Annotated in this window: 14 protein-coding genes; 10 read left to right on the plus strand and 4 right to left on the minus strand. The window is 67.2% G+C overall.

Translation table 11 applies throughout. The features are described 5' to 3' along the window. Window positions 1–266: 266 nt before the first annotated feature. From ACO2Q0_RS20875 to ACO2Q0_RS20890, 4 genes are read left to right on the plus strand one after another with little or no spacing between them, the layout of a single operon-like run. Window positions 267–2,183, plus strand: a complete 1,917-nt coding sequence (locus tag ACO2Q0_RS20875) for a GumC family protein (RefSeq protein ID WP_423353449.1) — start codon at window positions 267–269, stop codon at window positions 2,181–2,183. Further along, a complete protein-coding gene (locus ACO2Q0_RS20880) occupies window positions 2,174–2,920 on the plus strand; it encodes a polysaccharide biosynthesis/export family protein (protein ID WP_423353450.1) in 747 nt (248 codons plus the stop codon). The genes ACO2Q0_RS20875 and ACO2Q0_RS20880 overlap by 10 nt, the downstream gene beginning before the upstream one ends. Further along, window positions 2,917–3,678 carry a WecB/TagA/CpsF family glycosyltransferase gene (locus ACO2Q0_RS20885; protein ID WP_423353451.1) on the plus strand — a complete coding sequence of 254 codons (762 nt, stop codon included), beginning with the start codon at window positions 2,917–2,919 and terminating at the stop codon, window positions 3,676–3,678. Before ACO2Q0_RS20880 ends, ACO2Q0_RS20885 begins: the two co-directional genes overlap by 4 nt. Next, window positions 3,675–5,015 carry a hypothetical protein gene (locus tag ACO2Q0_RS20890; protein WP_423353452.1) on the plus strand — a complete coding sequence of 447 codons (1,341 nt, stop codon included), beginning with the start codon at window positions 3,675–3,677 and terminating at the stop codon, window positions 5,013–5,015. Before ACO2Q0_RS20885 ends, ACO2Q0_RS20890 begins: the two co-directional genes overlap by 4 nt. A gap of 16 nt (window positions 5,016–5,031) precedes the next feature. On the opposite strand, the gene ACO2Q0_RS20895 is transcribed toward ACO2Q0_RS20890, so the two are convergent. Further along, window positions 5,032–6,120: a glycosyltransferase family 4 protein gene (locus ACO2Q0_RS20895; protein WP_423353453.1), complete on the minus strand. Its 1,089-nt coding sequence runs from the start codon at window positions 6,118–6,120 to the stop codon at window positions 5,032–5,034. A 375-nt stretch (window positions 6,121–6,495) separates the two neighbouring features. Further along, window positions 6,496–7,437, minus strand: coding sequence for a class 1 fructose-bisphosphatase (locus ACO2Q0_RS20900; RefSeq protein WP_423353454.1), 942 nt, complete (start codon window positions 7,435–7,437; stop codon window positions 6,496–6,498). A gap of 192 nt (window positions 7,438–7,629) precedes the next feature. Between ACO2Q0_RS20900 and ACO2Q0_RS20905 the strand changes: the two genes are divergently transcribed. The 4 genes from ACO2Q0_RS20905 to ACO2Q0_RS20920 all read left to right on the plus strand — a co-directional run bounded on the left by ACO2Q0_RS20905 (window position 7,630) and on the right by ACO2Q0_RS20920 (window position 10,251). Then, complete coding sequence (locus tag ACO2Q0_RS20905; protein WP_423353455.1) at window positions 7,630–7,860, plus strand: hypothetical protein; 231 nt, start codon at window positions 7,630–7,632, stop codon at window positions 7,858–7,860. Between the two features lie 92 nt (window positions 7,861–7,952). Further along, complete coding sequence (rfbF, locus tag ACO2Q0_RS20910; RefSeq protein WP_423353456.1) at window positions 7,953–8,720, plus strand: glucose-1-phosphate cytidylyltransferase; 768 nt, start codon at window positions 7,953–7,955, stop codon at window positions 8,718–8,720. Beyond that, window positions 8,708–9,766, plus strand: a complete 1,059-nt coding sequence (rfbG, locus tag ACO2Q0_RS20915; protein WP_423353457.1) for a CDP-glucose 4,6-dehydratase — start codon at window positions 8,708–8,710, stop codon at window positions 9,764–9,766. The genes rfbF and rfbG overlap by 13 nt, the downstream gene beginning before the upstream one ends. Window positions 9,767–9,900: 134 nt before the next feature. Further along, entirely contained in the window at window positions 9,901–10,251 is a 351-nt protein-coding gene (locus tag ACO2Q0_RS20920; protein ID WP_423353458.1) for a hypothetical protein, read from the plus strand. A gap of 137 nt (window positions 10,252–10,388) precedes the next feature. Here the strand turns inward: ACO2Q0_RS20920 and ACO2Q0_RS20925 are convergent, their stop codons facing one another. Both ACO2Q0_RS20925 and ACO2Q0_RS20930 read right to left on the minus strand, forming a co-directional pair. Then, window positions 10,389–10,598, minus strand: a complete 210-nt coding sequence (locus tag ACO2Q0_RS20925; RefSeq protein WP_423353459.1) for a hypothetical protein — start codon at window positions 10,596–10,598, stop codon at window positions 10,389–10,391. Window positions 10,599–10,745: 147 nt separating this feature from the next. Continuing rightward, a complete protein-coding gene (locus tag ACO2Q0_RS20930; RefSeq protein ID WP_423353460.1) occupies window positions 10,746–11,627 on the minus strand; it encodes a hypothetical protein in 882 nt (293 codons plus the stop codon). 1,184 nt (window positions 11,628–12,811) lie between these two features. On the opposite strand from ACO2Q0_RS20930, the gene ACO2Q0_RS20935 reads away from it, so the two are divergent. Further along, window positions 12,812–15,973 carry a TonB-dependent receptor domain-containing protein gene (locus ACO2Q0_RS20935; protein ID WP_423353461.1) on the plus strand — a complete coding sequence of 1,054 codons (3,162 nt, stop codon included), beginning with the start codon at window positions 12,812–12,814 and terminating at the stop codon, window positions 15,971–15,973. 802 nt (window positions 15,974–16,775) lie between these two features. Beyond that, on the plus strand, window positions 16,776–17,099 hold the full coding sequence (locus tag ACO2Q0_RS20940; RefSeq protein ID WP_423353462.1) for a BLUF domain-containing protein: 324 nt from the start codon (window positions 16,776–16,778) through the stop codon (window positions 17,097–17,099). The last annotated feature ends 68 nt before the right edge of the window (window positions 17,100–17,167 follow it).

The following is a 17,167-nucleotide window of genomic DNA, read 5'->3' on the forward strand; positions in this document are numbered from 1 at the left end:
GATGTTTTCGTTAAGACCTGAGGTGTAGTAGAGCGGCCAAGAGGTCGCGGCCTCGGGGGGCTGCTCAACTATGTGTATCTGACAAAATGCTTGCGGGGGCGCTGGCAAAACCGCCGGTTGTAGACATCGGCCTGCGCTCCGCGCCGGGCGACGGACCGACGTGGACTGCGCCAAACCTGAGAGATGTCCTCGTCCAGGTCTTCTACAACGCACGGCTGATCCGGCTCTGCCTGGTTCTTGGCCTGGCGCTCGGGCTGTGCGCTGCGTTGATCGCCGTTCGCCGTCATGGCGCCGAGGCGGTGCTGATGGTCACCGCCAGTCCCGAAACGCTCACGGAGAATTTGCTCGGCTCCGCTGGGCTGACGCCGGCGCTGCAGCGCACGGTCCGCTCGGACGTCGAAATCCTGCGCAGCGAGCCCGTGCTGCAAGCTGCGGCGCTCAAGCTCGATCCCGACTTGGCGCAGGCTCGGGAGTCCAAAAGGGTGCGCGCGGCGGCCGATCTGCGGGCTCGGCTCGGCGTGGAGACCCAGCCGGACAGCAACCTGATCCGGGTGAAGCTCGCCGACGAGTCGGATGCGATGGCGGTGAGGGGGCTGAGCGCCGTGCTCGACGCCTACATGGAGCAGCGTCGCCGGATTTACGCCAACGCCGCGGCCGAGCTTCAGGAGAAGGAGGTCCGCCGGTATCAACGACTGCTCAGTGAGACCGAGACGCGTATCAAGGCGGCCGAAGCCCGCTTTGACGTCATCGACATCGACCAAGATGTCGCGCTGCTCACCACCCGCGCTGACGCGCTCAGCCAGCGGCTGGATCAAGCCCGCGAGCGAGCCCGAGCTGTCGACGGCGAGCTTGCCACCACCCGGGCCCGGCTGAACCGAGCCCCGGGCCAGGTGTTCGAGAGCCGCGAGAGCTCCAACGCCCGCCCCAACGACGAGGCCCGCAACACGCTGCTGAAGTTGAAGCAGGAGCGCGCGCACCTGGCTGCACAGTACCAGCCGACTTGGCCCGCGATCCGGGAGCTGGACGCCAAGATCGCCGTGGTCGAACAGCAAATCCGCAATAACGCCCGCACCGACACCCTCACGCAGAAACAGGTGCGCAACCCTGATCTCGACCAGCTGAACAGCCGCGTCTCGGCGCTGAGCATCGAGCGGGCCGGCCTGAGCCAACAGATCGCCGATCTCTCCGACCAGACCCACCGCCTGCGCGCGCGCACCCAGACGATCCGGCAGGCGCAGGACACGTTGCGCGGCCTGTTGCGGCAGAGGGACGTTCTCGAGGGCGTCTACAAGCAGCTTTCCCTAGAGCAAGCGAGCGCGAAGCTGCAGAACGACGCGGTGGCGACGCGCCAGGCCACATTGCGGATGGTGCAGCCGCCCACCACGGTTCGACGCCGTCCGAGCTCGGCCTTGGTGCTGGCCCTGGGCGGCTTCGTCGTCGGACTGCTGGCGGCCGGCGTCGCGACTCTCGTGGCCACCGTCATGCGGCAGGAGTTCATCGATCCCGTCGAGGCTGAGCGCGCGCTTGGGCTGCCCGTGATCGCCGACGCCCCACGCGCCGCGCTGGAGCCGCCGTTCGACCCGCCGGATCTGCGCGATCTCGGGGCGGCGCTCGCGGACGGCCGCCGCGACCTGCAGGTCCTGCAGATCTCCAGCCCTGCCGACCCCCCTGCGGCGACCGCCGCGGCGATCGGCCTGGTTCGTCAGTTCGCCGACGGCTGGGGACGTCGCACGCTGTTGATCGACCTGGAGGGCGGCGCCTTCGCCGCTTCGGTGAACGACGCCGAGGCCAGCGCCGAGATTGTCCTGGCGGGGGCGGTTTGGCAGGTGCTGAAGTTGCGTGGTCGGCCGCTCTGGATGCTGGCGCAGGACAACAATTCGCCGGCCGCAGCCTTGATCGATCCCATCCGCCCGACCGAGAACGTCCAGGAGATGCTCACCCGCCTCAAGGAGCACTTCGAGACCTTGGTGGTGGTCTCGCCCGCCGCATTCGGCGATTACGGCGCCCGCCGCTTCTATCCCCTGGCGGACGCCCACCTGCTCGTGCTGCGGGCGGAATCGACAAGGGTGCTGAGCGCCCGACGTCTCAAGGAGATCGTGGAAGGCGCCGGCGGCGTGTTCCTCGGCCTCGTATTCTTGGACCGCCGCTTCCACATCCCGTCATGGCTCTACCGATGGATCTGACGCTTCGGACCCGCGCCCGTCGCGCGGCCGCCTGTCTGGCGCCGGTGTCGGCGGTGCTTCTTGTCGCCTGCTCCACCACCCAATCGATCCGGGCGATCGAGCAAAACCCGGCGGGTTTTGCGTCCTGGAGCGTCGAGGCCCCTGAATATCGCCTGGGGGCCGGCGACCGACTGAAGGTGGAGTATCGGCTCACCCCGGAGAACAATGGCGAACTGCTCGTGGCTCCGGACGGCTTTGTCGCGAGTGCTGTGACCGGCCGGGTCCGGGCCCAGGGCCTGCGAGTCGACGAGCTCGAAACGGCGCTGGTCGCCGCCGCCGCACGCAATCTCATCAATCCCGAACTGGTCGTCAGCCTCGCCGAGGCGCGCGCGGCCCGCATCGTGGTGGGCGGCGCGGTGCAGAAGCCGGGGGTCTATCCGATCCCGCCGCGAGCGACGGTGCTCGAGGCGGTGATGCTGGCGGGCGGCCTCGAGCCCGAGAGCCGGATGAATGAGGTGGTGGTCCTGCGCGTCGGCGCCGACGGCCGGCCCAGCCTCAGGACCGTCGATCTGCGAGGGTTCGTATCTCGCGGCGCCGCCGGCGAAAATATCGAACTGCGCTCGGAGGACCTCATCTTCGTGCCCCGGAGCCGCATCGCCGAGATCAACCTCTGGGTGGAACAGTACATCAATCGCACCTTGCCGTTCGGCCGCTCGATCAACCTGACGCGCACGACCGGGGGTGGCTACACGCCGTGACGCCGTTCGCCCGCACCTTTCTCGGCGTCCGGTATGACGTCCTGGATCTCGACACGGCGGCCGCTCAGGTCGCTGCGGCCGCCCGCCGTGAGCGGGCGTTCCGCTATGTGGTCACGCCGAACTCGAAATGGATTGTCCGAGCGCATCGCGGCGACGCCCGCGCCCGGACCGCCTTCGAGACCGCGTGGCTCAGCCTCAACGACAGCCGCATCGTCGAACTTTTGGCGCGAGAGTGGTTCGGCTTTCGCCTGCCGACCGTCACCGGCAGCGATCTCGTGGCCCGGCTGTTCGAGAGGTCGATCACGCCCGCTTCGTCCTTGGTGCTTGTGGGCGGCTCGGCGGAGCTCGAGGCGAGGTTGCGGCGGCGCTTCGGCGTCCGGGACCTGCGCCGCCTCGATCCACCCATGGGCCTCTACGAGGACGATGCGGCGCTCGACGCCGCGGCGCGGTTCGTCTGTGAGGCGCCGGCTGACTATGTGTTCCTCATCTGCGGCATGCCGCAGGCCGAGATGATCGCTGAGCGCGTGGCGGCGCGGGGCGACGCAGGCGGCGTCGGCCTGTGCGTCGGCGCAGCGATCGAATTCCTGGTCGACCTGAGGCGCCGCGCGCCGCCCGCCTGGCGGCGCGCTGGGCTGGAATGGCTGCATCGGCTGATCGCCGATCCCCGCGGTCATGCCCGCCGGGTGTTCGTGGAATCTCTGCCCGTCCTAATCGTCGCGGCGCAAGCGCGTTGGCCAAGGCGCGGCGCCGCCGGATGATTCCGCGCTCCGCGGCGCCGACGGCGGGGCGTTCCAGCTCGGCGATCTCCGGCAGCGGCCGGTTGGCCGGCGTCATCGTTCTGGCGGTGCTGCCCCTGTTCGCGCAGAGCTTCCAGTATACGATCGAGCTTCCACTGCTCTACGCCCTCTCCAAGGGCTGGCCGCTCGTGACCCTGCCGCTCACCCTGATCGGTCTTGCGCGGGTGACGTTTCCCGGCCGGGCCCTCGCGCTCGTGACCTTCGTCTGGATCTACGGCGTCACGCCTTGGATGAGCCAGATCGTGCTTAATAACACCCTTCCTGGGGCGGTGGCTTCCACGGTGAAGGTGTGGGCCTTCGCCTATCTGTTCAGCCTGCCGGCGCTGCTGGCCTGGCTGAGGCCATCGCCCGACGACCTGCGCCGCATGGTGCTCGTTCTCGGCGCCGCCACCTTCCTGCTCCTCGTCGGTCTTTGGGTGACGCTGCCGGCCAGCGCCTATCAGGCCAACACGATCGAGGCCAAGATCCTGTTGTGGGACCCAGAGCGTGGACCGCGGATCAACCTGCCGATGTTCTTCGGATTGCTCCTGCTGTTCACCCTCAATCGCCACATCTGGCTGCGTCGTCGTCTCTGGCCGGCGGCTCTTCTCATCCTCGGCTTCCTGCTGCTGATGATGATCTACAAGGCGCGGATGTCCATCGCTGCGGCCGGCGGCGCGGTATTGATCGGCGCCGCGCTCAGCCTTGGCCGCTGGCGGTGGGCCGCGGTGCTCTCGCTCGTCCTGGCGGGCGCGTTGGCGGCGCCGTCGCTCCTCGTCTACCTGGGCAGCGCCGAGTTCGCGGCTCGGCTCGGGGGCTCCTTGACCGCGCGGCAGGCGGAGGCCAAGGCGGCGGTGGATTTCCTTAACGCTGAGCCCTGGCGATGGGTGACGGGCGTGGGCAATCTCACGCGGGTCGGCGACATCGGCATGGCGGAAATCCTGCAGACCACCTACTTCTTCGTGGTCGATCTCGGCTGGCTCGGGGTAATCTTCGAATTCGGTCTTGTCGGGGCGCTGCTGATCGCGGGTCTATGCCTTGCGACGCTGCGCCTCTGCGCCATGCTCCAGAGCTCGGAGCATGCCATGGACCGCGCCTTGCTCGACTACGTCGTCTACATCCTGCTGACCTCCTGGATCTATCCGGTCGTCTATGCGCCCGGCGAACTCGCCGTTTGCGCCGCCCTGGCCATGTACTTCGTCACAGTGCGGAGCGCGACGCAGGCTGCGCCCCTGGCCGGCCCAGCGATCATGCCGCAGCCCGCGCGGCGTGGGGATCGTCCACCGGATCTCCGAGGCGCGGCCTCAGCCAAACATTGAAGGCGTTCGCGGGAGCTCAGGCCGTCCTGAAGCGGGCGTGACGCAGCTGCGCGAGCCGTCGAACGGCGAGCTTGCGATCGAAGGTTATTACCAACTGGGCCGCCACCAGCACCAGGAAGCCGATCCCTAGCCAAGCTTGGGGGGCCCCCAGCGCCAGCAGCGCGCCGGCGATGGCGCCCAGAAGCAGCGAGCCGCCGCAGAGAAGGCCGACGACCGTCGAGACCCCGAACCCGGCGTCAAGCAGCAGGTGATGCAGGTGGTCACGATCCCCGCGAAAGGGGTTCGCGCCGTTTGCGGCGCGCCGAAGCATGACCACGATGCTGTCGGCCAGGGCGGGGGCGAGGCAGAAGGGCACGAGCAACAGGCTTACGGGATGGGCGGGGCTGTGCGTCAGGTTGAGCGCAGCCCAAGCCAGCAGCAGACCCAAGAACTCGCTTCCGGAATTGCCGAGGTACACCCTCGCCTGTTTCATCCAGGGCGAGCGCAGGTTCCACATCAGAAATCCGGAGACCGCGCCCAGCGGCGGGCCCAGCACGACCACAAGCGCGGCGTTGCCGTTCGCAGCGGCGGCGATCATGAACATCAGCAGTGCGCCGGCGCCCAGGCCGCCGGCCAGTCCATCGATCCCGTCAGTCATGTTCACGGCGTTGATGAGCGCGACCACGCCCAGCAGGGTCAGGGGAAAGGCGAGGGGGCCTAACGGGGTGTCCGGCAGGTTGAAGATGGGTCCGATGCTGGTCACCGTCAGCTGGTCGCCGACGATCATCAGAGCCGCTGCGGCGGCCTGGATCGGAAACCGAAGCTTCCAGGAGAGATCAAGCTTGTCGTCGAGCATGCCGGCGACGAGCAGCAGGGCCGCCCCCAGGGTGAGACCAAGAGCTGATTGGCCGAGCGCCAGCGACACGGACGCGGCTGCGGCGGCGATGGCGAAGCCGCCGACGACCGGCACCGGCCGCACGTGCAGCTTGCGGCTCCCGTCGGGTCTGTCGACAAGCCCGAACGCACGCGCCGCGGGTATGAAGGCAATCATCAACAAAATGGTGAAAATGAACGCGGGAAGTGCGGGGAGTGCTGATGCAAGCAGGCTCACCCGGTCGTCGATCATACGTTTACTTCCACCACGGCCCTGCGCTACGGCCAAGCCTGAGTTGAAGTCTGGTAGTGAATGGTTGCCTCTGAGGCAACTGGGTCGGGGTGCCGCAACGCTCAAATTGAGTAAGCTGCTGGCCAGGCTGGATGCGTGAAACGCCTCGGCGCCGCGTCGCTGGCGATCAAGCCCAGCCCGAGGGATGTCGGACGGCGTCAGCCGCTCGACATCCCGCCGAAAGGCCAGAGATCAGCCGAAAGGCAAGCCGAGCCGGCGCTCCAAGGCGCCCTGCGGGGCGCCCGGACCAGGCTGCATGCGCGTCGCGTCGCCCGTCGCGCCAGCTGCGCGTTCACAGAGCGCGCAGGAAGAGGGCACGGGAAGGATCGCGATGCGTCAACCCACGTCGCGAACGCGTTCGACCTCTTCGGCTGAGCCCAGCACGATGGCGGTTCGGGCATGCAGGCTCGGCGGCGTGCGGTCGAGCAGCGGACGGACGCCGTCCGTTGCGCGACCGCCGGCGCGCTCCACGAGGAGGGCCATGGGATGGCCCTCGTAGAGCATGCGCAGCTTGCCGGGCCGATCGGGCTCGCGCGCGTCCCACGGATAAAGGAAGACGCCGCCCCGCATCAGAATGCGATGGACATCGGCGACCATCGAGCCCACCCAGCGCATGTTGAAGTCCTTGCCGCGCGGCCCCTCGCGGCCGGCCAGGCAATCGTCGATATAGGCGGCCACAGGGGCGCGCCAATGCCGCCGGTTTGACATGTTGATCGCAAATTCCTTCGTCGCGGCCGGCACCTGCAGGGACGGCTCTGTGAGGATCCACGCGCCGTGCTCATCGAGGCTGAACGCCATCACCCGCGCATCGAAGCTCAGGACGAGCATCGATTGCGGGCCATACACGGCATAGCCGGCGGCCAACTGGCTTCTTCCGTCGCCAAGGAAATCTTCCGCATGCGCGGGTCGGGTGTCCGGCGCCCGCCGCAGGGAGAAGATGGTTCCCACCGAGACGTTGACGTCCACATTACTCGAACCATCGAGGGGATCGAAAGCGACGAGGCAGCCTCCCGTACGGCCGGTGGAGATCGCCTCGGCCTGTTCCTCCGACGCCAGAGCGGCGACGTGCGCACATGCCGAAAGGCGTGCGGTCAGAAGTTCGTCGGTGAGGATATCGAGGGCCTTCTGGTCCTCGTCCTGCACGTTCACGGTCTGCGCCGCGCCGAGCTGGCCAGCCACGGCGGCGCTGCGTACGAGACGACTGATCTCGGCGCAGGCCTCACCGAGCACGCCCAGCACCTCGCGAACCGCGGAGGGCGCGGCTTCGTCCTGCAGCACCGCTTCAAGACGTCTCGGCATGATCTTCCCCCAATCGAAGCTGGCCCCGCGGGCCGCAGGACGGCGCGGGCGGGGGTCAAAAGGAACCCCTCGCTGCGCTGACGTCTATGTCGCATGCGCCTGCCGCTGTATCGGGCAGTCTCGCCTGCCTGTTCAAGCTATTCTCGATCCATGGACTCACCTTCTCTCGACTTGGTCATCGCGCGCCTGCGGGACGCCTTCGGCCGACAGTTTGACGACGGGGCCCTCGCCCTTATCGAGGCGAACCTTCGCGCGATCACGCGCGGATTGAGCGAGGATGACGCCGGGCTGCTGGAGATGATCGCCTACGACTTCGCGCGGGCGGCCGAGCAGTTGCCGGCGAGCGCGACCCCGAGCGACATCGCCAGATTGGCCGATGAGATCGCCACCCGACGCGACTGATCGCACAGGTCGTCGATCTCTGCTCAGGCCGCCGCCCTCTGGTTCCCCGGACAAGGCGTCGCTATGAGGGGCCGGCACACAGGGGGGGCGAGTTGAAGACGGTGATTCTGGCCGGCGGGTTGGGGACGCGGATTTCGGAGGAAAGTCACCTGAAGCCCAAGCCGATGATCGAGATCGGCGGCCGGCCGATTCTCTGGCACATCATGAAGCTGTACTCGGCGGCCGGCTTCAACGACTTCGTCGTGTGCCTGGGCTACAAGGGCTACGTCATCAAGGAGTACTTCGCGAACTACGTGCTCCACAGCGCGGACCTGACCGTCGATCTCGACAAGGGCTCGATCGAGTACCACGCCACCAATCACGAGCCCTGGCGGGTCACCTTGGTCGAGACCGGCGCCGAGACCATGACCGGCGGCCGCCTGAAGCGGGTGGCCAAGTATCTGACGCCCGGCGAGGCGTTCTTCTTCACCTACGGCGATGGCCTGTCCGACGTGGACCTCGGCGCCCTGGCGGAGTTCCACAAGGCGCACGGCAAGGCCGCGACCATCACCGCCGTCGCGCCGCCCGGGCGTTATGGCGCGCTGGAGCTCACGGACGGCCGCGTGCAGCGCTTCACCGAGAAGCCGCCGGGCGACAACGGCCTCATCAACGGCGGCTTCTTCGTGCTGCAGCCGGAGGTGATCGACCGGATCGACGGCGACGCCACGTCCTGGGAAGCGGCGCCCCTCGAGGGTCTGGCGCGCGATGGCGAGCTGATGGCCTACCGCCACGACGGCTTCTGGGCGGCCATGGACACCCTGCGCGACAAAAACCACCTCGAGGCCCTCTGGGCGTCGGGAGAGGCGCCGTGGCGGCGGTGAACCCCGGCTTCTGGGCGGGCAAGCGGGTCCTGCTCACCGGCCACACCGGCTTCAAGGGCGCCTGGGCGGCGATCTGGCTCGCGCGGCTGGGCGCCCAGGTGACGGGCCTGGCCCTTCCGCCCGACCAGACGCCCAACCTGTTCGAGATGGCCGGAGTCTCGCAACTCATCGAGTCGCGCTTCGTCGACCTGCGGAACCCCGACGCGGTGGCCGCCGCGCTCGCCGGCCACAGCTTCGACCTCGTGCTGCACATGGCCGCCCAGGCCATCGTTCGGACGTCGATCAAGGATCCTGTCGGGTCGTTCGCCGCCAACGTCATGGGCACGGCGCACCTGCTGCAGGCCCTGCGCGACCAGCCGGAGCTCGGGGCCGTGCTCGTGATCACGTCGGACAAGGTCTACGCCAACGCCGAGACGGGCCGCGCCTTCCAGGAGGGCGATCCCCTCGGCGGCAAGGATCCCTATTCGGCCTCGAAGGCGGCGACGGAGATCGTGGTTCAGAGCTTCGCCCGGACCTATTTCGACGCCTGGGGCGTGCCGGTCGCGACCGCCCGGGGCGGCAATGTCATCGGCGGCGGCGACTATTCGCGCGACCGGCTCACGGCGGACATCGTCCGTGCGGCGCAGGGCGGCGAGGCCGTCGTCCTGCGGCACCCGGAGGCGACGCGACCCTGGCAGCATGTGCTGGACTGCCTGGCCGGCTACTTCCGGCATCTGGAGGCGCTGGCGACCGATCCGGCCACGCCGCGGGCGCTCAACTTCGGGCCCCGGCCGGGCGGACCGTCCGTCACGGTGGGCGAGCTCGCCACCTTGGGCGTGGAGGCTCTGGGCGGCCAGCCTTGGCGGCACGAGCCCGATCCGAACTCCATCGAGGCCAAGTCGCTGGCCATCGACGCGAGCCTGGCGCGGCAGGCGCTGGGCTTCGAGAGCCGGCTGGACGCGCCCGAGGCGGTGGCCCTGACCATGGACTGGTATCGACGCCAAGCCGCCGGCGAGCCCGCGCGTGGCTTGTGCCAGGCGCAGATCGCGGCCTACGAGGCTCGTTAGGTGGTGATCGATGACGTGAGGTGCAGGCTCGGCCTGCGCTCGGGTGAGCGACCGCCGCCGCTCACAGCGTGGCGAGAGGACGGGTGTCCCGCCGGGGGTGGCGACATCGGAGCGCTGCCGCTAACCTCGGCCCTATGAACATGTTCGTCGACATGCCCGGGGCCTCCGGCGCGCATTACCGGTTCCGGCGTGTCGATGTTGGCGCTCTGCCGGCGATGGCTGGCAATCTTATCGTCGTGCAGCCCAGCGACAGCGACCCGATCCTTCTCGTCTGTATGCCCGCCCCGAGCCTGTCTGCAGCTCGAGATCTTGTCATGACTGCGCTGCGGTTGAACCCGGGTGCGCTCCTCTACGTACGCTTGAACGTCGCAAGAGCGGTGCGTGAGGCTGAGCATGCCGACATCATCGCTGCGGCCACGGCCTCAGGCCAAGACCTTGCCCGCAAGGGCGGGGCGCCGATGGCCCGCGAGACAACAGCTGTGTAGTCTGGGAGCGCGAGCTTCGACTGCGAGGGCGACGTCCCGCCACCAGGTTGCACCCCGGCTTGCTTGAGACGCGGCCGCGTCTTTTGAGGCGGGTCAGGGAAACATCAAGCGGTCTTCGCCCGGCGGCGCGCGGCAGCTCAGAGGCGCTGTGGCTTTGAGGCGGCGAATTGCTCGTCCACCCTGGCGAGCTGGGCGAACCTATCGGCTGCAATCCGATGTTTCTCCCGCAGGCGCGGAAGGTTGGTCGCCGCCATTTCGTCGCGATGGAACTGCTCGCTGGTGCGATAGGCCTCAGCGCGCGCCTTGGCCAATTCTCGGTTCGCCGTTTCGTCCGACGGATCACTCATCCGGTCATCTCCAAGAGAGAAAGCGGTGCAAAGGCGCCGGGCGCTTCCGATCGCGCGACCCTCAGCGGCTCGGCCGTGGGATGGATGCCCCCGCGAGCTCTCCACGAAGACCTCCCTCTCCAGGTCATCGAAGCGCCGGACGCCGGGCTAATAGATGCTATACCCAAGCTTGGAATGCAGATCGTTGAGACCGAGGCGGACAAAGCGCTGCCGGACCTCCTCGTTCCACCACTGAGATATACGGGTGGTCTCACCGGAATAGGTCTTGGTCTCTCGTCCGATCACCGACGTCAATCGCTGGCGCACGATTTCGAGGGGCAAGCCACTTTCCTTCGCAAGCAGCGCCTCGAGCGATCCCAGGCGTGGTCCGGCGCGCATTGTCACAAGGTCTTCGAACGCCACCACGGTCAGGTCTTCGTCGAGCCACCCGCACATCGGTCCATACTCATCTTCGAACAGGCGCTGGCCTTCCTCCTCGAGGAAGGCCAACGCCTGTCGCGGAGACGCGGGCATGCTGCGCCATGCAGCACTTGGCGCGCCGCGACCTGTCGCGATCAGGAAACGCAGATGAGAGAGCGTCGCGTACGCCAGGTCGCGCATCAGGAACAGGCGCGTTGTGTCTTTGAACGCTTGTTGCGCCCATGGCTCAGGCTTGACGTGACCGACGGCGAACTGGCCGCGCCCGATGAACCCGGCTGATGTGCAGACGGGAACATAGCACTCACGCCCTTGGCCTGCCCGCTTCGCCGCGAGCGAGAGCCCCCGATAGTCCATCAATGTGAAGTTGGAGAGATGTAGCTCGGTGTCGACCCACCCGAGGGCTTCGAGCCAAGCAGCGATCAGGTAAGTGCCAGCCTTCGGGATCGAGAGGACCATCAGCGGCCCGCCTGGACCGTGTGCACGCTTCGCTCGCGCCACGCCTGTCGCGTCTCGGCATAGCCGAAGGGCGCCGCCGCCGATTGGCAAGGCAAGGCTGAGTTCGTCGGCCGGCTGCGGACCGTGATCAGCAATATCGTTGCCGATGTTCACTCCAGCATGTTTGCGCACCGCGGCCCGCCTCCTGCAACAACAGTGAGGACCCGCGTGCGCTGTTGCCGATCGACAGCACCCTTCGACCGCAATGTGTGCGTGCCGCGCGGAACGGGCGGCAGGAGCTTTCGGGATGCAGGAGTCCTGCGTCGCCATGTCGCGCGTAGCTCCGCTTCGTCGTGATCGGCATCACCCGATGTGTCCAGCGCCCCGCCGGTTCGGGTTGATTGCACCCCGCAGGAGATCACACGGCGTCTGGGCGCATCTGCGCTTCTGAATGCGCGAGGCGCAGGTCGTGGCGGTCATCACCACCTCGCCGGTCCGAAGGTCGCTGCCGCTGAACCCTTCTCCGTCGCGGCGGCCGACATCGCGGGCTGGAGATCGGCTCTCCGGATACTGACCGCCGCGTCTCAAGGGGCGAAGCGTGGTCCGACGGGACTTCTAGTCGGGCCCGGGCGGCGGCGCGATCCGTGGCAGGGAGGGGGAGGAAGGGTGGGGCTGACGGCCCCCGCTTGGGGGTCGTTCCATCACGGAAGGACAGACGTCCTGCCTGCCCACCTCAGCTTCGATCTGCACGCGACCTGGTCGCCGGTCGCCCCGACGCCGGCGGAGCGCCTTAGATGAGACGGACATCCTGGCGATCCTCGGTGGCTGCGGCCTGGCCGTTGCAGGGGAGCTGGCGTTCAGGAGCCGCAATCGTGAGAGGCAGCGCTTGCCGGTCCAGGCAAGGTCCAGATCCTCGGTCGATGACCAGAGCTGCGCAAGATCCGACCCGCCGCGCGTCCTGGCCAAGCACGCGTTGCAGAACGCCCGACACCGCCAAGAGCCAACGCCAAGAGCCCCGGTTGCGCCGTGCCGGGCCGCGGACAAGGCGCGTCTCGTCGCGAGCGTAGCAGGGCCGGCGCTCGCCGCGCTTCGAGGCGGCGCCTTAGGGCGACGCGCGCCGCCGCGTTGGTCAGGGCCGAGCAGGCGGTGGGCGGCGCCAGATTGGCCAATTGCGGCCGATCATCGAGAGCCGAGCCGCGTCGCCACACGAGCCTTGCCGCCCGACACGGCGCCGGCGCCGAAAATCGCAGCCATTGTGCCGGAATTGTTACGTCTGACGGTAACGATGGGGCCTGAGGCGGGACACGCGGTGACGCCAAGCGGCACCCTCAGCGTGCGGTAACGCTTGGGGAGCTCACATGTCCGCCTTTCGTCATGCCCTGTGTGCAGGTGCAGCCTGCTTCGCCGCCGCCGGGCCGGCCGCCGCGCAGCAACAGGTCGATGTGGAGGAGCTGGTCGTCACCGGCAGCCGGCTGAGCACGGCGATCATCGCCCAGCCTGTTCAGGTCGTGACATCAGAAACGGTGGCGCTCAAAGGCGACACCCAGATCATCGACACGCTCGACCGCATTCCAGCGTTGATCTCGTCGGGCACGCAGGCCCAGAGCCTGTCCAACGCCGCCCCGACCCTGAACTTGCGCAGCCTTGGCGACAATCGCACCCTAGTGCTCGTTGACGGTCGGCGGCATGTCGCCGGCGACCCCGGCACGGCTGCGGTCGACGTGAGCACCATCCCCTCGGCGCTCATCGATCGCGTGGAGGTTCTGACAGGGGGCGCCTCGGCGGTGTACGGCTCCGACGCTGTCACCGGCGTTGTGAACTTCATCCTGAAGAAGGACTTCGAGGGCACGGAGGTGGACTTCCAGGCGGGCGCGTCGGAGGAACTCGACGGCTCGGAGCTGTTCTTCTCGGCAGTTCATGGACGCAACTTCGCCGGCGGCCGTGGTAATGTGACGGCCTCGGTGCAAGTGAGCGATCGCAAGGCGGTGCTGATGGGCGACCGCAAGGCCTTCCGCGACAACCGCCGGGCTAACGACTATTCCAACCCGGCGCTGTTTTACCAGATCGGCGACCCGTTGCCGGCGATTGCAAACCCCAGCCGCGCCATCGGGACCTCCATCCTCCTGGCCAATGGCCAGCCGCGGTACGCCGGTACGCCGCCGGCGTTGATCGCCCGGGCCCAGAGCGCCCCTTCGCGAGCATTCATCGATTACCCGACGTTCTTTATCTCCTCGAACACCGGCCTCATAGGGATCGACCCCTACGGCATTGGCTTCCCGGGCGGGCCTGGCGATTTCCTGAACATCCAGGATGTCGACGGGGATGGCGTCGATGACTGTACAGAGAGCCGCAACGGGCGCACGTTCTTTGGCTGTTGGGTGACCGATCCCGCGACCGGTCAGGTGCGGCCCTTCCGCGACGGCGTGTTCGCCGGCAGCTCCAATCAGTCGGGCGGAGACGGCGCGGCCGAAACATACAACGGCGAGAGCCTGACGCCCGACGACAAGAGCCTCGTGTTCAATGTGACCGCCAACTATGAGGTCTCGCCGCTTTTCCGGCCATTCGTGGAACTCAAGGCGGTCAAGAACAAGACGATCAGCTATGCGCCATACAATACGTTCGACGACGCCACGCCGATCTCTCTGGACAATCCCTTCATCCCGGCCGCCATCCGAGCCCTGGTGAACGCCGAGATCGCCGCCGATCCGGCCGTCGCCGAAACGATCCAAGTCACCGTGGCCCGCGACCACGCCGACATCTTCGACCCGCGCCAGAAGTTCGATCGCGAGACTTACCGCGCCGTGGCGGGGTTCACCGGCGGCTTTGAAAACGGCTGGAACTATGAGGTCTCCGCCAACTATGGACGAACGGAGCAGGCGTACACCTCCGCGCGGCGTCTGGAAGATCGCTTCTTCGCAGCCATCGATGCGGTGATCGACCCCGCCACCGGCCAGGCCGTTTGTCGCTCAAGCCTCGACCCCACGGCGTTGCCCCCCTATTCGTTCCTTACCGACACTGCCAACTACCCGGGCGATATCGGGCAGTTTGGCGGCTTTCAGACGTTCGACCCTCGGGACGGCACCTGCGCCCCTCTGAACCTCTTCGGCGCGGACATGGCCAGCCCGGCGGCCCGAGCCTTCCTCAACTACTATGGCACCGACAAGTCGAAGATCGAGCAGACAGTCGTCAGCGGCTTTCTGCGCGGCGACAGCAAGAGCTTCTTCAGCCTGCCGGGCGGTCCGATCGCCTTCGTGCTGGGTGCAGAGTATCGCAGGGAGAAGAGCGCCTACGCGCCAGACCCGTATGACGCCGCGGGATATGTGTTCCAGTACATCCCCTCGGCGGGTATCTCCGGCGACTTCAGCGTCAAGGAAGCCTTCGGCGAACTGGCCCTGCCGTTGTTGAGCGACCTACCGCTGGTGGAGGAGCTGAGCGTCACCCTAGCGGGCCGGATCAGCGACTATTCCACGGTGGGGCGCACCGAGACCTACAAGGTCGACGGCGTCTGGTCGCCGGTCCCTGACCTGCGCCTGCGGGCCGGCTACGCCACGACTGTGCGAGCTCCGAACATCATCGAGCTGTTCTCGCCGTTGGACTCGGCCACGTTCCGCCCCATCGATCCCTGCGACGCCAATGAGCTTGGCAACGGCAGCGAATTTCGCGAGGCGAACTGCCGTCAGGATCTCGGCATCACTGGCGCCTACACCTATGTGGATCCGCTGACGGCGCGTTTCACGGGGCAGACCGGCGGCAACGTCGACCTGCAGGAAGAGAAATCGACGTCGTACACCCTCGGCGCCGTTCTCCAGCCACGCTGGATCCCAGGCTTGGTGCTGTCTGTGGACTACTGGAACATCGAGATCGAGGATGCGATCTCAGCGGTTAGTTCGCAGGACATCGTCGACAGCTGCTACGACGCGCCCAGCCTTGACAACCAGTACTGCGCCCTGTTCACGCGCAACCGGACGCCGGGCTCGCCCACCTACCTGGGCTTCAACTACCTGCTGCAGACACAGCTCAACTTCGCCAGTCTGGAGGCGGCGGGGGTCGACTTCTCGGCAGGGTATCGCTTGGCGCTGGGTGACGTGGGACTCGCGAGCTGGGGCGATCTCAGCCTCGCCGTCCAGGGCACCTGGATGCAGAAGCGGAACGACTATCCCTTCGTGCAAGACCCCGATCAGGCCAACCCGGAGCTGTACGAGATCAATGTTCCGAAGTGGGCGGTGAACACGACGCTCCAGTGGCAGGTCGGGGACTTCACGACCAGCCTCTACTCCACCTACCTCAGCCGTCAGGGGCTCTCAGGCGTCGAAGTGGAGAACTCGGCCAACTTCGTGACGCCCTACGCCAACTCGATCTGGATCCACGACGCATCGCTGCGCTGGGAGGCTCGAGAAGACCTCGACGTCACCGTCGGCGTAAAGAACTTGACCGGCGAGCGGCCTTACACCGGCTCGGTGGCCACGCCTGTCAGCGGAGTCGGCCGCTACGTCTTCCTGCGGCTCAACATACGCCTTTAGAGACCCCAGGGCGGGCGCGCGGCGGCGCGGCCGGGGCGGGGTTCGAAGCCACCTGCAATGGAGCCGAGCAGCAAGGCTTCCACTACGGAGCGCTCGGTCAGCTGGCGTTTGCCAGCCCGCTAGCGGATTGCTCAGCGAACCTGAGCGCGCCCGCGAGATCAGCGCGCGGGTCGGCCCATCGCTTCTCAAGCCCCGTCGGAAGCCACTCGACACATTTGGCGTGCTCCCGCCGTGTCGCTTCTTCGCGGCGTCGATGGCTCATGGCGGCGACATGACCGGGACGCCCAGGCGGTGCGTTCATCTGGTTGTTCTTCGAAGGCGGGAGGTAAGTTCCACCAGGCTTCGTCGCAGCACTCGGAGTGACCCGTGCGCAGGATCATCCTATCGCTGCTTCTCGCAGGCCCTGCGACGCCCGCCCTTGCGCAGGAGCGGGTGATGAGGACGAGCGCGCCCGCCTGCGACCTGCCGCGGGATCTGCGGCGATCGAGGCCCGCGCATTGGCGACATCCACGACGCCCCACATCAATTCAAGGAGGATTTCAGGAGCTAAGCTTGGCCTGCGGGCGGCGGCGAAGAATGCGGCGTGGACTCTTGCCTGCGGCCGGGCCAGCTCGGGCGGCGGCCGAAGTTGGGGCTCGAGACCAAAACGGCAGATCGCTGCCGCCGTCGTTCGGCGATCAGTCTAGACTGCGTCGCCTCGCACGACCTTACACGAGCGCCATGTCTCCACGAATTTGCTCTTTGAGAGCGCGGACGGCCCCTCGGGTGCTCTATGCCAGCGCGACCTTAGCAGATATGGCTGATGAGGGACGAAGAATCGATGCGAGCCGCCACACTGCGCGCGCTACTCTATGTCAGCCGGAGCACGCTTGCATCGCCGGAGATCACGGCGGAGATCGGTGACATCGTGGACTGCGCGATCGTGCGTAACCGCAGGCTCGCGATCACCGGGGCTCTTGCGTTCTCCGGTGCTCACTTCACGCAATATCTTGAGGGGACACCAGACGCGCTAGGCGTGATCATGGGCTCGATCCGTGGCGATCGTCGTCACAGCGATGTGGTCGTCCTGTGTGTTTCGGCTTGCAAAAGTGACCCCCATCTCGGGGATATCGGCGTCCAAAAATGACCCCCTGTCCTTGAGGCTTTGATGGCCAGATCGGCGGCTTGTGTAGCCGCGGATCGAGACGGGGATGT

The organism is Phenylobacterium sp. VNQ135 (assembly GCF_049445735.1).
Taxonomy (GTDB): Bacteria; Pseudomonadota; Alphaproteobacteria; order Caulobacterales; family Caulobacteraceae; genus Phenylobacterium.

Bases quoted from the DNA above. Each gene is read 5' to 3' on its own strand.
- ACO2Q0_RS20880 (WP_423353450.1), top strand. From the start codon at position 2,174: ATGGATCTGACGCTTCGGACCCGCGCCCGTCGCGCGGCCGCCTGTCTG.
- ACO2Q0_RS20925 (WP_423353459.1), bottom strand. From the start codon at position 10,598: ATGAGTGATCCGTCGGACGAAACGGCGAACCGAGAATTGGCCAAGGCG.
- ACO2Q0_RS20935 (WP_423353461.1), top strand. From the start codon at position 12,812: ATGTCCGCCTTTCGTCATGCCCTGTGTGCAGGTGCAGCCTGCTTCGCC.
- ACO2Q0_RS20890 (WP_423353452.1), top strand. From the start codon at position 3,675: ATGATTCCGCGCTCCGCGGCGCCGACGGCGGGGCGTTCCAGCTCGGCG.
- ACO2Q0_RS20895 (WP_423353453.1), bottom strand. From the start codon at position 6,120: ATGATCGACGACCGGGTGAGCCTGCTTGCATCAGCACTCCCCGCACTT.
- ACO2Q0_RS20940 (WP_423353462.1), top strand. From the start codon at position 16,776: ATGAGGGACGAAGAATCGATGCGAGCCGCCACACTGCGCGCGCTACTC.
- ACO2Q0_RS20920 (WP_423353458.1), top strand. From the start codon at position 9,901: ATGAACATGTTCGTCGACATGCCCGGGGCCTCCGGCGCGCATTACCGG.